Origin of the sequence: Paracoccus sp. S1E-3 (assembly GCF_013868135.1) — a bacterium.
Taxonomy (GTDB): domain Bacteria; phylum Pseudomonadota; class Alphaproteobacteria; order Rhodobacterales; family Rhodobacteraceae; genus Paracoccus.
Map to the genome: position 1 here is coordinate 931640 of NZ_JACEMU010000004.1, position 14964 is coordinate 946603.

Genomic DNA, 14964 nt, shown 5'->3' on the forward strand with positions numbered 1-14964 from the left:
CTTTCAGGCACTTGCCCGCGTGGCCGGGCGCTTCATCAGCAGATTGGCCACGGCCACACCTGCCAGCAGCGCCACCCCGGCCAGACTGGTCAGCAGTTCGGGGAAGATGATCAGCACCCCGCCGATGCCGAACAGCACCCGGCTGACCACGCCGATGCGGCCGACCCTGTAGATCCAGCCTTCAAAGCCGGCGGTGATGGCCCAGATGGCGATCAGCGTCAGCGCCACGCGCTCGACGATCTGCAGGGCCGTCCCCTCCATGATCAGCGCCGGGTCGTAGACGAAGATGAAGGGCAAGACGAACAGTGGCATCCCCAGACGCATGGCGCGAAAGCCGGTCTCGACCGGTTTGGACCCGGCGATATTCGCGGCGGTGATCGCCGCCAGCGCCACCGGCGGGGTGATATAGGACAGCATCCCCCAATAGAGGATGAACAGGTGGCTGGCGATCGGGTTCAAGCCCCCCTGCACCAGCGCCGGCGCCAGCAGGATCGACAGGAAGATGTAGCAGGCGGTGACCGTCATCCCCATGCCCAGAACGAAACTGGTCACCGCACCGGCCAGCAGCATCAGCGCGGTATTGCCGTTCGCATAAAGCAGCAGCTCGCGCGAGAAGGCGCCAGCGACGCCGGTATAGGACAGGCCGCCCACGACCAGCCCGATCCCCGCCAGCACCGCGACCAGGCTGGCGACATTCACCGCGATATCCACGATCAGCGCCTTCAGCCGGGTGAAGGTCAGCCGGGTGTCCTTGCGGAACGCCGTCGCCACCAGCATCACCGCCGAGGCGAAATAGGGCGAACGCGCCTCCATCCTGAGGCCCATCAGCACATAGATCAGCACCGCGAGGCTCAGCAGATAGGGCCAGCCTGATTTCAGCACCGGCCAGATCGGCGGGATCTCGTCGCGGGGCAGCCCCCGCAGGCCGCGACGGGCGGCGAACATGTCGACCTGAAACAACAGCGCGACATAGAACATGAGCGCCGGGATGACCGCCGCGACCACGATGGTGGAATACTGGACCCCCAGAAACGAGGCCATGACGAAGGCCACCGTGCCCATGACCGGCGGCATCAGCGTGGCCCCGGTCGAGGCGCAGGCCTCGATCGCGGCGGCGTAGCTGGCGGGATAGCCCACCTTGCGCATGGTCGGGATCGAAAACGGCCCCGAGGTCAGGATGTTGGAAATCACGCTGCCCGACAGCGACCCCAGAATGCCCGACCCCAGCACCGCCACCTTGGCCGGCCCACCCCGGCTGGTGCCCAGCAGCGCCGAGGCCAGCACCATGAAGAAGTCGCTGCCCTTGGTGACGACCAGCACCGAACCGACGATGACGAAGCCGATCACCAGTTCGGCGACCACCTGCATCGGAATGCCGATGATCCCCTCGACCCCCAGCGCATAGGCGCGCACGGTGCCGACCGGCGAATAGGCGGTCCCCCACAGAAAGCCCGGCATGAAATCGGCGTAAAGCGGATAACTGCCGAACAGCAGCGCCGTGGCCAGCAGCACGGTGCCCCCGGCGCGCCGCACGCCTTCCAGCGCCAGCACCACGAGGATCGCGGCCATCAGGTCGGCCATGGGCGGGGCATCGTATTCCCAGCCCTGCTGAAGGATTTCCAGCCCGTGCATCCCCAGCCAGCCGGCGCTGATCAGCGCGGCCGCCGCCAACGGCAGGTTCAGCCACAGCATCCGCCCCGCCTGTCCCGTGCGCGCAGGCAGAGTCAGGAAGGCGATGGCGAGGAAGATCCCGATCAGATAATACAGATAGGCGCTTCCAAGCGGCTGGAACCCGAACAGGTTCAGCAGAAACTGCTGGTTGATCGCCATGACCACGCCCAGCGTGCCAAGCGCGATGACCAGCCAGCGAACCAGACGGGTCTGCGGTGCCTCTCCGGCCAGGACCGCTTCCGTCGTCAGGGCCGCGCTGTGATCGGGTGCCGCGCCAGCAGCCACCGAGGCGGCTGCGGCGCCGGCCGCGTCTGCGGAAACGTCTTTGGGGGGATGCTGGGAATCCATGAATGAGATCCTGACCTGCGGAATGATCCCCCGGCCCTTGCGCGCCGAGGACATGAGCGGCGGGACGACCGGGGACGGCCTTACGCGCCCGGCCCTGTGCGGGGTCTAGCCCAGCCCGGCCAACAGCTCGGCGCGGCGTGCCATCCATGCCGTGGTGAATTCCTCGCCTTTCAGGTCGGGATTCTCGGCGACGAAGGCCTCCCACGCGGCGATCAGCGCGGCCTCGCGTTCAATGCGCTTCTGGTTCCAGGCATCGTCCTCGGCCGTCCAGATGCCCTTTTCCTTCAGATAGCGGATGGCGCCGTCATGAAAGGGCACGTCGATGGCGGGCCTGCCCGACTGGTCGAGCGCCCAGCGTTTCATCGTCGCCGTCCCGTCCTTGTAGAGACCGAAGGTCTCATCCAGCGCCTTGATGAAGGCATAGACCTCGTCGTCGGTCTTTTCCGGCAGGGTGGTGATGATCGGATAGCGATAAGCGGCCATCTTGGTGATCTCGCCCTCGGGCACGCCGGCGGCGATATCCTCGTCCGAGGGACTCATGATCGGAAGCACCTTCAGCAGCTGTTCCCAGCCTTCGGGGTTGTCCGCCTCGATCGGGGCATAGTGGATGCCGCGCGGGCTTTCGGCAAGTTCGTAAAGCTGGCTGGTCGTCGGCGTGGTGCAGGTGGCGTCGGCTTCGTTGCGGGTCATCGACGACATCGCCGCCGCATAGGTCGGGAAGGTCACCACCTCGACATCCGCCAGCGTCAGGCCACCAAAGGCCAGGATCGCCTCGCATTTCACGTTGACCGAGGGGTTGCCGGCGACAAAGGCGATGCGCTTGCCGCGCGCGTCGGCGATGGTCTCGATCCCGGCATCGCCGGCGGTGATCAGAGTGATTCCGGCGGGACGCCCGGCGATGGCGCGCAGCTTGCGCGGCCCCCATTCGGGCACGGCGAAATCATACGCCCCCTCATTGACGAAAAATGCTTCGGTGGCGAGGAAGGCATAATCGGCGCGGCCCTGGAACAGCGGCTGCAACCGGCCGATGCCGCTGCCCGAGGGCTGGATGCGGATGCGGGTGCCGAACTGCTTGCCGAAGGCATCGGCAATGGCCGAGGCTTCGGCATATCCGGCCGAGCCGACATCATAGGATGTCCAGATCATGGTGCCCGGCAGCTCCTGCGCCGCAGCCGGCAGGGCGGCAGCCATCAGGGCGGCGAAAGCGGCCGCGCGATAGGTCTTTGTCATGCGTTAATCCTCCCGTTGGCGGGCAGACCGGCCGACCTCCTCCGTCGGGATGCGATCGCGCGTTGGCGACGCAGGTCGTGCCTCATGCCAAAGGGTGAAAGACTGGCGGCCATGTTGCAAATGCATTATCAACATATCAGTGATGCCACGGAGGCATGTATGGATATCCGCCAGCTGCGCAACTTCGTGCAGATCGTCGAGTTGAACAGCATCACCGCCGCCGCCGACCATCTGCGCATCGCCCAGCCCGCCCTGTCCCGCCAGGTCAAGGCGCTGGAGGAGGAACTGAGCACCGTCCTGCTGCGCCGCCACGGCCGCGGCGTGATGCCGACCGAGGAGGGGCTGCGCCTGGCCCGGCGCGCCAAGGCCATTCTGGAGGAGATCGACGATCTCGCCGGGGACCTGTCGGGCAATCCGCGCTCGCTGTCGGGGACGGTGACGCTGGGCCTGCCGCCGACCGTGGCCGAGATCCTCGCCACCCATATGATCGAGCGCACGCTGACGCAGTTCCCCGATGTGAAGCTGCGCATCGTCTCGGGCTTCAGCGGCCATGTGCAGGACTGGCTGCTGCGCGGCAAGATCGACCTCGGGGTCGCTTACGAGGGCCAGAAGTCGCCGCTCATCAAGGCACAGCCCATTCTTCTGGAACAGCTTTTCCTGATCCAGCCGCCGACGGGTGCGCCCGGTATGGACGGCGTTCCCATCCATGCCCATGCGGCGTTGCAACAGCCGCTGATCCTGCCCAACCCCGAACACGGCCTGCGCGGCCGGATCGACGCCATCGCCCATGCCGAAAAGATCGATCTGAATGTGGTGCTGGAAATCGACATCCTGCCGACCATGCTGGCTTTCGTCGAACGCGGCCTTGGCAGCACCATCCTGCCGCTGGTCAGCGTCATCGCCCAGATCCGTGCCGGCCGGCTGATCGCCCGCCCCATCGTCCGGCGCAGCATCGACCGCACGCTGGTCCTGATGACGCCGCTGAACCGTCCGGGCTCGCGGCTGACCAGCGGCTTCGCGGAATTCCTGACCGACGAGGTCCACAAGCTGGTCACCGCGGGGCAATGGCCGGGCACGACACTCTGACCGGGCATGCCGGATCAGCATATCTGAAATGATGATCGCACCATACCGGCATGTCTTGTCCGGCGCTAGACTGTCCCCGACGCGCGGCAAGGAGCAACGGATATGGACAATCGCCCTCTCGCAGGCCTTCTGGTGGTTTCGGTCGAGCAGGCCGTGGCCGCCCCCTATTGCACCAGCCGTCTTGCCGATGCGGGTGCCCGTGTCCTGAAGATCGAGCGTCCGGAGGGCGATTTCGCGCGCGGCTATGATCGGGCGGCGGCGGGGGAAAGCAGCTATTTCGTCTGGCTGAACCGGGGCAAGGAATCGGTGGCGCTGGATCTTGGCGCGCCGGCCGACCGGGCGCTGTTTCTGTCGATGACCGACCGCGCCGATGTCTTCGTCCAGAACCTCAAACCCGGCACGCTGGAGCGCAAGGGTCTCGGGTCCGAGGCGTTGCGGGCCCGCAACCCCCGTCTCATCACCTGCGCGATCAGCGGCTATGGCGAAACCGGACCCTATGCCGCGCGCAAGGCCTATGATCTGCTGATCCAGGCTGAGAGCGGGCTGTGCAGCGTCACCGGCGGCCCCGAGGCCCCGGCCCGCGTCGGCATTTCCGTCGTCGACATCGCCACCGGCGCCGCAGCCCAGGCCGCCATTCTCGAGGCATTGCTGGCGCGGGGCCGCGCCGGGCAGGGCTGCGATATCAGGATTTCCATGTTCGACGTGATCGCCGACTGGCTGGCGGTGCCCTTCCTGCATGCGGCTGCGGGCCAGCCGCCGCAGCGGATCGGCCTGGCGCATCCCTCGATCTCGCCATATGGGGTGTTCACCACGGCGGATGGACAGGATCTGCTGATCTCGATCCAGAACGATCGCGAATGGGCCACTTTCGCGGCGAAGGTGCTGAAAAAGCCCGCACTGGCGCAGCACCCGGATTTCGCCACCAATACGGCCCGCGTCGCCCATCGCGCAGCGGTCGATGCCGAGGTCGCCGCCGTGATCGGCCGCCATGACAAGGCGGCGATGGGCGCGATCCTGCAAGCCGCCGACATCGCCTTTGCCGGGGTCAATGACATGGCCGGGCTGATGTCCCATCCGCACCTGAGCACCATCGCCGTGACCACGCCGGGCGCCATCTCCGTGCCCCTGCCCGCGCCGCCCGCGCGCTTCGATGGGCAGCGCCATATCGGCGCAGCGCCCGCGCCTGCGCTCGACCAGCACGGGGCGGCGATCCGGGCGGAGTTCGCCGCCCCCGTCCGCTCACACCGCGCCTGAGGCGATCAGTCCGGCCAGCAGCGCCAGCCACACGATCAGGATGGTCAGGCTGTAGGCGCCGTTCCAGCGCGGGCCGACCCGCCAGACCGGGCGGCCGACAATGGTAGCGGTGATGATAATGGTGGTGATGAAGGGCGACAGCCCGATCACCGCCGTCCAGCCGCCGGTGATCGCCAGCGCGATGGCGGTGTCGGACAGGCCGGGCACGGCAAGCTGCGCCGCCACCGCCCCCAGAACCGATGCCGTGACGATCGGATTGACCCCCAGAAAGGCCAGCAGGACGATTGACAGCGCCAATCCCAGCGCCATCGTCACCGCACCGAGGCCGAACACGCCGATCGCCGCGCGCAGGGCGTCGGCCGGGATCAGTGCCAGCAGCACCACCGGCAGGAATCCGGCGGCGGCGAAGACGCCCACTTCCGGCGCCATGTCGGACAGCCGCCGCCAGACGCCGCCGGCAGCCTGGCGCAGACCCGCAGCGGCGCCGCCGTGACTTCGCCTGCCGGACGCCGCCGCCCACAGTGCGGCATAGCCGGGCACCGCCAGGATCAACGCCTGCTGAAAGCTCAGCCCGGTGGTGCCGTGCAGCAGGAACACCGCCGCACCAAGCGCCAGCACATGGCCCAGCAGCAACACCGCCCCGATCCAGGAACCCGGCGGCGGGGACGCCGGCGCCAGCCCCAGGCCGCGAAAGCGCCGCCCCTCGCGGCGGTCGAAGGCCCAGCCGATGGCCACGAACAGGAAGGACATGGCAAAGCCCAAGGGGCCGAATTGCGCATAACTGATGCCCGGCAGCGCGATCAGGACGGCACTGGTGGCAAAGCCGAAGGGCGACCATAGCGAGATCAGCCCGAAGCCGCGCATGACAGCGAGGGTCATCCGGCGCAGACGCGCCTCGCGCGCGTCGGCCGGCAGCAGTTCGGCGTCGTTGGCGTCCATGGCGCGACGCGACAGGTCCAGCAGCAGCGCGAGACCGCCGAAATTGATCAGCACGCCGAACAGATGGCCGCCGAAGCACAATGCCAGATAGCGGCGCGAGGGCGGCTGACGGGTCAGGAACGCGCCCGCGCGGGCGACCTCGGGGGCGATGGCGGCGGCGGCGCGCAGCGTGCCCAGCATGGCAATCAGCGCCGCGAGGAACAGCATCCGGTCGGCGGCGCGCAGCAGGATGGCGTGGTCGAGTCCCTGACGCAGCGCCACCCCCAGCGCCGCCAGCGACAGCAACACCGGCACCCAGGTGCCAAGGCTGAACTGCCGCCAGCCCAGCAGCAGAAACAGGCACAGCGCCGCCGAACCGGCCAGCACCAGCACCACGGATGGCACGAAGATCAGCACCGCCGCCGCGACCATGACGGCGGCCAGCAGCGCGCGCCGCAGATTGGTCAGGGAAGCGGCGACGGGCGCCTCCTCGCCGGCGATCAGCATCCCCGGAACCGGGGGGTGCGCTTCTCGCGGAAGGCGGCGCGGCCCTCGGCGGCATCGGCGCTGTTCAGCAGGAGCGGTTGCAGTTGCTGTTCGTAATCCAGCGCCGCGCCGATCTCGCGCGCGAACCAGTCATTGACGAGTTGCCGGACCATGGGCGCGGTCGCTGCTTCCTGCAGCGCGCAGGCGCTGGCGGCCGCCAGCAGCCCATCGGCCGGGACCAGCTGGTCGACGATGCCCAGATCCAGCGCCTCGGCCGCGTCAACCCGGCGATTGTCGAGGATCAGCCGCCGCGCCCGCACCGGCCCGATCCGTGCCGGCAGACTCGCCAGCAGCCCCATATCCGGGATCAGCCCGATCCGGGTGAAGCTGGCGACGAACCGCGCCCGGTCCGAGGCGACGACCGTCGGACAAGCCAGCGCCAGCCCGAAGCCGCCGCCCGCCGCCCAGCCATCGACCGCCGCCACCAGCGGCTTTGAAAAGCGCACCATCCGTCCGACCAGATCCTTGATGGTGGCGAAGCGTTCACGATGCGCGGCCAGGCTGCGCGGCTGCTGGTCGCGGATATCGCCCCCGGCCGAGAAATGCCCCCCCGCTCCGGTCAGAACCACGGCGGTGACGTGGTCATCGCTTTCGGCTTCCGACAGGGCCTCGGTCAGGCGCTGGCGCAGGGCGTGCCCGATCGGGTTGCGCCGCGCTGGATCGCTGAGGGTCAGCACCAGCACACCATCCGTCCGGTGGTCCAGCTGCAGCGTCATGGCGCCTCGCGGTGCCGGAACAGGCCATTACCGATGACGATCTGATCGCGCTCGACCGCGCGGGTGCGGAACGAGCCGTCGCCCCAGATCTCGGTCCGCAGCGTCTCGCCCGGATAGACATGGGCGGTGAAGCGGCCGGCCATCGACCCGAAGCGGTCGGCATCATAGTCGCAGAGCACGGCCAGCAGCGCATGGGCGGCGCAACCAAAGCTGCACATGCCATGCAGGATCGGGCGGTCGAAGCCCGCGCGGGCCGCCACGCGCGGGTCCAGATGCAGCGGATTGGGATCGCCGTTCCAGCGATAATACAGCGCCTGTTCGGGCCGTGTCGGGGTGTCGAAGACATGGTCGGGCGTGGTTTCGGGCAACGGATGGGGCGTCCTGACCGGTCCCGAGGGGCCGCCATAGCCGCCATCACCGCGCAGGAAGCTTGTGCCGGTGCAGGTCGCCAGCAGCGCGTCATCGGCGGTATCACGGATCTGCTTTTCGTAATACATCAGCGCGCCCCGCCCTTTGCCCTTGTCCACCAGCCCGGTCACGCGGGTCTTGGCGCGAATGGTGGCCTGCGGGGGAATCGACCGATGCAGGGTGATGCGCTGTTCGCCATGGACCACTTTCAGGGCATCAACGCCGGTCTCGGGCCGGCTGAGCCAGAAGCCCGGATGACCAAGCACATTGACGATGGCGGGCATCACGCGCAGGTCGCGGGCCAGCCCGCCGGCATAGGCCAGCTGGCGCAGGTCCCGCGGGTCCTGCCCCATCCCGACCGAGAGGGCGTATAGCGCCACTTCGGCCGGGCCATAGCTCTGGCGTATTTCGGGGATATCGAAATTCATCAGATGGTCTTGGTCAATCGGCATGGCGGCCTCCGTCGCCAGCGCCATCCAGTTCGATCACCGCATCCAGTGCATAGGCGCCCTGCCCCACGGGCAGCGCCAGCACCGGATTGAGATCGATCGAGGCCAACCGCTCGCCTGCGCCCGCGGCGAAGATCGACAGCGCCGAAAGCATCTGCGCCAGCGCCTCGATATCCGCCGGCGGCTGACCGCGCGCGCCGTTCAGCACCGCCGCGCCCCGGATCGAGCCGATCATCCCGCGCGCCGCATCCACGTCAAAGGGACAGGCGCGCAAGGCCACATCGTTCAGCAACTCGACGAAGATGCCGCCGAGGCCGAAGACGGCGACCGGCCCAAAGCTCGGATCGCGGTTGATGCCCATCAGGCATTCGACGCCGCCCGTCAGCTGTTTGGCGACCAGCACACCGCTGATCCGCGCCTCGGGCGCATGGGTGGCCGCGGCCTGCAGGATCTCGGCATAGGCGGCGCGCAGGGCAGCGGCATCGGCAAGGTTCAGCTTCACCGCGCCGATATCGGATTTGTGCAGGATGTCGGGCGACAGGATCTTCAGCACCACCGGATAGCCGAACCCCTCGGCAGCCGCGACCGCCGCCTCCGGATCGGTGACCGCCCGTTCCGGGGCCGAGGCAATGCCCGCCCGCGCCAGCAGCGCCTTGGCCGCGGCCTCGTCCGGGGAGGACGCGGGCAGCATCACCGGGGGCACCTGCAGCGGGGCGGCCGGGACGGCGCGGGCAAGGTGGGCGCGCTGGCGCATCATCGCGTCCAGCGCCCGGACGGCGCGGCAGGGATCGCTGAAGATCAGGATGCCCGCATCGTCATAGCGGCGCAGCACCTCCGGCTGGCCGAGGGCGCAGAACGCGATGATCCGGTCGGGATAGGCGTGGCGCAACGGCGTCATCGCCTGAAGGATCAACTCCGACATGGCGGGGCTGCCGGCGACATAGGTCAGGAAGCACAGCACCGCGCCATAGCCGCCATCCTCCAGCGCGGCGCGGGTGAAGGTCTCCAGCAGCGAGGGGTCGTTCAGGGCCTGCGCCGTGCAATCCAGCGGATTGACCGGCGAGGCATAGGACAGCACGCCCTTCAGCCGTGCCTGCGCGGCCTCGGGCATGGCGGGCATGGGCAGGCCGATCCGCTCGGCCTCGTCGCTGATGACAATGCCGGCGCCGCCAGAAACGGTGATGACCCCCAGCGAATGGCTGGACGGAAAGATCCCCTTCGAGGCGGAATAGGCGTAATCCATCATCGTTTCGGGGTCCCGCAGGACCACCGCGCCATGCGCGGTCAGGACGGCATCGGCCACCACCGCGTCCCCGGTCAGCGACGCCGTATGCGAGGCCGCCGCCCGCGCGCCCACCGCCGAACGCCCGGATTTCAGCGCGAAAACCGGCTTGCCCGCCGCCCGCGCCGCATCCAGCGCCGCCAGCAGGGCGGCCGGGTCGTTCACGGCCTCCATATAGGCGCAGATCACCTCGGTGCCGTCGCTTTCGGCCATCCAGCGGATCGCCTCGGCCACGGTGATATCGGCCTCGTTGCCGGTGGTGATGAGGATCGAGCATCCCAAGCCCCGGTCGCGTGCCAACGCGCCCAGATGGGCGCCGAACGCCCCCGACTGGCTGGCGATGCCGATATTGCCGGGCCGGGGAAGGCCGGTATCCAGCGACGACGAAAACGTCCCGTAATACCCGAGATCGGCGTTATAGACCCCCAGCGTATTCGGTCCCAGCACCCGGATGCCATGGTCGCGGGCAAGTGCCAGCAGCCTGTCCTGCGCGGCCTCGCCCGCCGCGCCGGTCTCGGCAAAGCCGGCCGAAAACAGCGTCACCGCCTTGCACCCCTTGCGGCCAAGCGCGGAAATGGTTTCGGGGATCAGCGTGGCCGGAACGGCGATCAGGGCGCAGTCGGGGGCCTCGGGCAGGTCGTCGACGCTGGGATAGCAGGGCAGACCCTGAATCTGCGCGCGGTTCGGATTGACCGGCATGATCCGCCCTGCATAGCCGGCGCGCAGCATCGCGGCGATGGGCCGGCCGCCGATCCGCGTCGGGTCGTCCGAAGCGCCGATCACCGCGACCGAACGCGGGGCGATCAACCCGTCGATATGGGGCTGGCTGGTCATCGATGCGCCCCCTGCCCCCGCGCCGGGATGGCCTGTCCTGCGGTCATTGCGCTTCCTCCGATTGGAAGGTCTGCGCGCTGTCCTGCCATTCCAGCACCAGATGGGTCTGGGTGGTCACCGCCGCGACCTTGCCGTCGCCGCGCGTCACGGTGACCTGCAGGACCTGAATGCGGCGCCCGGCCTGCAGCGGCACGCAGCGCGCGGTCAGCACGTCGCCAACCCTGACCGCCCGGATGAAGTTGGTCTTCGCCTCGACCGTGGTATTGGTCCGGTCGGGATCGCTGTTGATGAAGGCGGCGCTGCCGGCGGCATTGTCGGCCAGCGTCATCATTGCGCCGCCATGCAGGACGCCGTTGCGATTGGCCATCGCCTCGGTCACAACCATCCGGCAGACCACCTCCTCGGGGGTGACCTTCACGATCTCGATCCCCAGCAGTCCGGCGAAATTCGACTGCGGGGGCATCTGGTCGGCGCGGCGACGATCCGCCATGTCAGGCCGCGCGCCCGGCCAGCGTGCGCCGCGCGATCACCAGCTGCTGAATCTGGCTGGTGCCTTCATAGATGCGCAGCAGGCGGATGTCGCGATACAGCCGCTCGATGTCATATTCGGCCATATAGCCCGCGCCGCCATGGATCTGCAGCGCCCGGTCGGCGATCCGGCCGGCGGCCTCGGTGCAGAAATACTTGGCGCAGGACGCTTCGAGAATCGCCTTGCCCTCGCGGTCGAAGGTGTCGGCGGTGGCGCGCACCAGCGCGCGCGCGGCATGGAGATCGGCCTGCGCATCGGCCAGCAGCCCCTGCACCAGCTGGTGTTCCCCGATGGGCTTGCCGAACTGCTTGCGCGTCAGCGCGTAATCGGTGGCGATGTCCAGCATCCGCTGACCTTGCCCCACCGCCATGGCGCTGACATGGATGCGGCCCCGGTCCAGAACTTTCATCGCTGTCCGAAACCCCTTGTTCAGGTTCTCCGGGCCGCCGATGATGGCGCTTTCCGGCACCTGCACGTCGTCGAAGATCACATCCGAGGTCTTCGTCCCGCGCTGCCCCATCTTGCGGTCGGGCCTCGAGACGGTGATGCCGGGCGTGTCCGCCGGCACGATGAAGGCCGAGACGCCATCGGCGCCGGGCCTGCCCGGATCGGTGCGGGCAAAGACGGTGAAGACGCCGGCCCGCACGGCATTGGTGATGAAGCGCTTGGTGCCGTTGATGACGAAATCGGACCCCTCGCGCCGTGCCGAGGTTCGGATCCCGCCCGCGTCCGATCCGTTGTCCGGTTCGGTCAGCGCGAACGAGGAGATGATCTCGCCGCTGGCGATGCCGGGCAGCCATGCGGCCCTCTGCGCGGGCGTGCCGTCCATGACGATCCCCTGCGCGCCGATGCCCACATTGGTGCCGATCAGCGACCTGAAGCTGAGCGAGGCATAGCACAGCGCCTCGATCAGCCGGGCCTCCTGCGGGACGTTCAGCCCGATGCCGCCATATTCCTCGGGCGTGGACAGGCCGAACAGTCCCATCGCGCGCATCTCGGCGACGATGTCGTCGGGAATGTCGTTTTCTTCCTCGACCTGTGCCTCGGCGGGGATCAGGCGTTCGCGCGCGAATCGGTCGACCACATGCAAAAGTTGTTCGAAAACATCATCATCCACACCTGATGCCATAGCGTTCCTCCTCGCTTGCAGCATGGGTTTCATTCTGTATGATGAATATCATTCTTCAAGGAAAATATTCATGCGCGACGAACAGACCCCGAAACCGGTCCCCGCCGTCCAGAATGCGACCATGATCCTGCGGCTTCTGGCGACGCGCGGGACCGCCATGGGCGCGACCCAGATCGCGCGCGAGGCGGGGCTGAACGTCTCCTCGGCATTCAACATCCTGCGGACGCTGGCCCATGACGGGCTGCTGAGCTTCGACCCCGAAACCAAGACCTACCGGATCGGCATGGGGATGATGGAATTCGCGACCCCCCTGCTGGGGGCGAATCCGGCCGACCTGATCCGGCCGCTGGCCAATGCGATCGCCCAGGATCACCAGGTGATGATCGCGCTGTGGCAGATCACCGGCACCCGGCGGCTGGTGCTGATCGACCATTTCACCGCCCCCCGCATCGTGCAGGCGGTGATCGCACCGAACAGCCGCCTGCCGGTCTTCGCGGGCGCCGTGGGCCGCGTCTATGCCGCCCGACGCGGACTGGACGAGGGCCAGACGCGCAAGGGCTATGACGGCGTGCGCTGGCAGGACCCACCGGGCTTCGACGCCTATTGGCAGGACGTGCTGGCCGCGCGCGAAACCGGCCAAGCGCGTGACCGGGGCCAACTGTTCCGCGGTCTCGACATCGTCGCCGCCGTGGCCTGCGACCGTGCGGATACCCCGCGCCTGGGGCTGAGCAGCATCACCATCTCGGGGCAGCATGACGACGACAGCCTGGCCCATGTGGCGGCCGCGCTGTCGGAGGCCGCCGGCCAGATCGAACGCGGCCTGTTCTGCCGCGCCGCCCCATCACTTCAGCAGACATGACGGAGGAGATATGTCGGACAACGCCCTGAGTGGAAAGGTCATTCTTGTCACCGGCGCCGGCGGCGGCATCGGTCGCGCCATCGCGATGGAGGCCGCCCGCGCCGGCGCCAGCGTCGTCGTCAACGACCTTGGCGCGACGCTGGACGGGCGCCGCGACTCCAGTGCCGCCGCTGATGCCGTGGTGGCCGAGATCGGCCGTGGCGGCGGCCGGGCGGTCGCCAATGGCGACGATGTGTCCGACCCGGACGGCGCCCGCGCCATGGTCAAGACCGCCACCGACGCCTTCGGCCGGCTGGACGCAGTGGTCAACAATGCCGGTATCCTGCGCGATACCTTCTTCCACAAGATGCGCTTCGAGGATTTCGACGCCGTGGTGAAGGTCCACCTGTATGGCAGCTTCAACGTCAGCCGCGCCGCCGCCGACGTGATGCGCGAACAGGGTGGCGGCAGCCTGATTCACATGACCTCGACCTCGGGGCTGATCGGCAATCTGGCGCAGGCGAATTATTCGGCCGCGAAGCTGGGCGTGGCGGCGCTGTCGAAATCCATCGCGCTGGATCTGGCGCGCTGGAACATCCGTTCGAACTGCATCGCGCCCTTCGCATGGAGCCGGATGACCTCCTCGATCAAGGTCGACAGCGCCGAGCAGGCGGAACGCGTGAACCGCATGAAGGAGATGTCGCCCGAAAAGATCGCCCCGCTGGCGCTGTATCTGGCCTCGGACGCCGCCGCGGAGATCACCGGGCAGATCTTCGCCGTGCGCAACAACGAGATTTTCCTGATCTCGCAGCCACGTCCGGTCCGCTCCGTCCATCGGGCCGAGGGCTGGGACATCGACAGCGTCGCCAGCCACGCCATCCCGGCGCTGAAACGCAGCTTCGTGCCGCTGGAGGTCTCGGCCGACGTGTTCAGCTGGGACCCGGTCTGAGGGGGACATTGGGGCCAGCCCCGGTCGTCCGGGACTGGCCTCCATTCAGTGACGCTTACAGGGCGGCCACGACGATGAATTCGACGCGATAGTCGGGGGTGGCCAGCCGGGCCTCGCCGGTGGCGCGGGCGGGCGGATTGTCCTTGTCGATCCAGCCCTCATAGACCTTGTTCATGGCATCGAAATCGGCCATGTCGGCCAGCCAGACGGTGACCGACAGGATCTTCGACTTCGAGGTTCCGGCCTCGGCCAGCAGCGAATCGACTGCCGCCAGCGCCTCCTGCGCCTGTTCGGCCATGCCGCTGCCGGGGTTGCCTACCTGCCCCGCCAGATAGACGGTATCGCCGTGAATGACGGCTTGGCTCATCCTCGGGCCGGGAGAGAGGCGTTTGATCGACATTGTTGCATCCTTTCCGTTTGCAGATTCTGCGGGAAGTTTATGCACAGGCCGCGCCCCGCGCCCAGCCCAAAGAAACCGGGACGGCGCCGCAAACGATGGCCTGCTTCGTTATCTCGCAGCAGATGCGCTGCGTGCGAAGAAGCCGCATCCGCCGCCTGGTTGACCCGGCGCCGCGCCGCGATCGACGACGCGCCCTTCGCCGCAACCCGCTTTTTCCGGCAAGGCAGGTTCGGCGGCAAATCGCTAGCACCCGGTTTTCGCGCTTTTCCGCCGCTCTGCTCTATCGGTTATCCCCATGCATCGGCTATGATCACGGCAAGTAACGATATGTGTCGCACCCTCACCGTCTTGTTTGAGAGGGGGCGGATGATTATCGT

At 67.8% G+C, this 14964-nt stretch carries 13 protein-coding genes; 4 read left to right on the forward strand and 9 right to left on the reverse strand.

Annotated features, from left to right (window positions below):
* Positions 1-3: 3 nt before the first annotated feature.
* Both H1S04_RS04615 and H1S04_RS04620 read right to left on the reverse strand, forming a co-directional pair.
* Positions 4-2019 (reverse strand): TRAP transporter fused permease subunit, encoded by a 2016-nt coding sequence (locus tag H1S04_RS04615; RefSeq protein ID WP_181744356.1) that lies wholly within the window; start codon positions 2017-2019, stop codon positions 4-6.
* 105 nt (positions 2020-2124) lie between these two features.
* Complete coding sequence (locus tag H1S04_RS04620; RefSeq protein WP_181744357.1) at positions 2125-3249, reverse strand: TAXI family TRAP transporter solute-binding subunit; 1125 nt, start codon at positions 3247-3249, stop codon at positions 2125-2127.
* A gap of 159 nt (positions 3250-3408) precedes the next feature.
* Between H1S04_RS04620 and H1S04_RS04625 the strand changes: the two genes are divergently transcribed.
* Both H1S04_RS04625 and H1S04_RS04630 read left to right on the forward strand, forming a co-directional pair.
* Positions 3409-4335, forward strand: coding sequence for a LysR family transcriptional regulator (locus H1S04_RS04625; RefSeq protein ID WP_181744358.1), 927 nt, complete (start codon positions 3409-3411; stop codon positions 4333-4335).
* A gap of 102 nt (positions 4336-4437) precedes the next feature.
* Positions 4438-5589 carry a CaiB/BaiF CoA-transferase family protein gene (locus H1S04_RS04630; RefSeq protein WP_181744359.1) on the forward strand — a complete coding sequence of 384 codons (1152 nt, stop codon included), beginning with the start codon at positions 4438-4440 and terminating at the stop codon, positions 5587-5589.
* On the opposite strand, the gene H1S04_RS04635 is transcribed toward H1S04_RS04630, so the two are convergent.
* Genes H1S04_RS04635 through H1S04_RS04660 form a run of 6 tightly spaced genes read right to left on the reverse strand, consistent with a single transcriptional unit; the run spans position 5575 to position 12400 of the window.
* Complete coding sequence (locus H1S04_RS04635) at positions 5575-7014, reverse strand: hypothetical protein (protein WP_181744360.1); 1440 nt, start codon at positions 7012-7014, stop codon at positions 5575-5577. The two genes, H1S04_RS04630 and H1S04_RS04635, sit on opposite strands and share 15 nt — an antisense overlap.
* Complete coding sequence (locus tag H1S04_RS04640) at positions 7008-7769, reverse strand: enoyl-CoA hydratase/isomerase family protein (protein WP_181744361.1); 762 nt, start codon at positions 7767-7769, stop codon at positions 7008-7010. Before H1S04_RS04640 ends, H1S04_RS04635 begins: the two co-directional genes overlap by 7 nt.
* Positions 7766-8629 (reverse strand): MaoC/PaaZ C-terminal domain-containing protein, encoded by an 864-nt coding sequence (locus tag H1S04_RS04645; protein WP_181744362.1) that lies wholly within the window; start codon positions 8627-8629, stop codon positions 7766-7768. The genes H1S04_RS04640 and H1S04_RS04645 overlap by 4 nt, the downstream gene beginning before the upstream one ends.
* Entirely contained in the window at positions 8619-10742 is a 2124-nt protein-coding gene (locus tag H1S04_RS04650; RefSeq protein WP_181744363.1) for an acetate--CoA ligase family protein, read from the reverse strand. Before H1S04_RS04650 ends, H1S04_RS04645 begins: the two co-directional genes overlap by 11 nt.
* 43 nt (positions 10743-10785) lie before the next feature.
* The gene (locus H1S04_RS04655) at positions 10786-11232 is read right to left on the reverse strand and encodes a PaaI family thioesterase (RefSeq protein ID WP_181744364.1); all 447 of its coding nucleotides are present in this window, start codon (positions 11230-11232) and stop codon (positions 10786-10788) included.
* 1 nt (position 11233) lies between these two features.
* Positions 11234-12400 (reverse strand): acyl-CoA dehydrogenase family protein, encoded by a 1167-nt coding sequence (locus H1S04_RS04660; RefSeq protein ID WP_181744365.1) that lies wholly within the window; start codon positions 12398-12400, stop codon positions 11234-11236.
* 70 nt (positions 12401-12470) lie between these two features.
* Between H1S04_RS04660 and H1S04_RS04665 the strand changes: the two genes are divergently transcribed.
* Together H1S04_RS04665 and H1S04_RS04670 are read left to right on the forward strand one after the other, a co-directional pair.
* On the forward strand, positions 12471-13259 hold the full coding sequence (locus H1S04_RS04665) for an IclR family transcriptional regulator (protein ID WP_181744366.1): 789 nt from the start codon (positions 12471-12473) through the stop codon (positions 13257-13259).
* A 10-nt stretch (positions 13260-13269) separates the two neighbouring features.
* Positions 13270-14187, forward strand: a complete 918-nt coding sequence (locus H1S04_RS04670) for an SDR family NAD(P)-dependent oxidoreductase (RefSeq protein WP_181744367.1) — start codon at positions 13270-13272, stop codon at positions 14185-14187.
* 55 nt (positions 14188-14242) lie between these two features.
* Here H1S04_RS04670 and H1S04_RS04675 read toward each other — a convergent pair whose 3' ends face one another.
* Positions 14243-14587 carry a RidA family protein gene (locus H1S04_RS04675; protein WP_181744368.1) on the reverse strand — a complete coding sequence of 115 codons (345 nt, stop codon included), beginning with the start codon at positions 14585-14587 and terminating at the stop codon, positions 14243-14245.
* Positions 14588-14964: the final 377 nt, after the last annotated feature.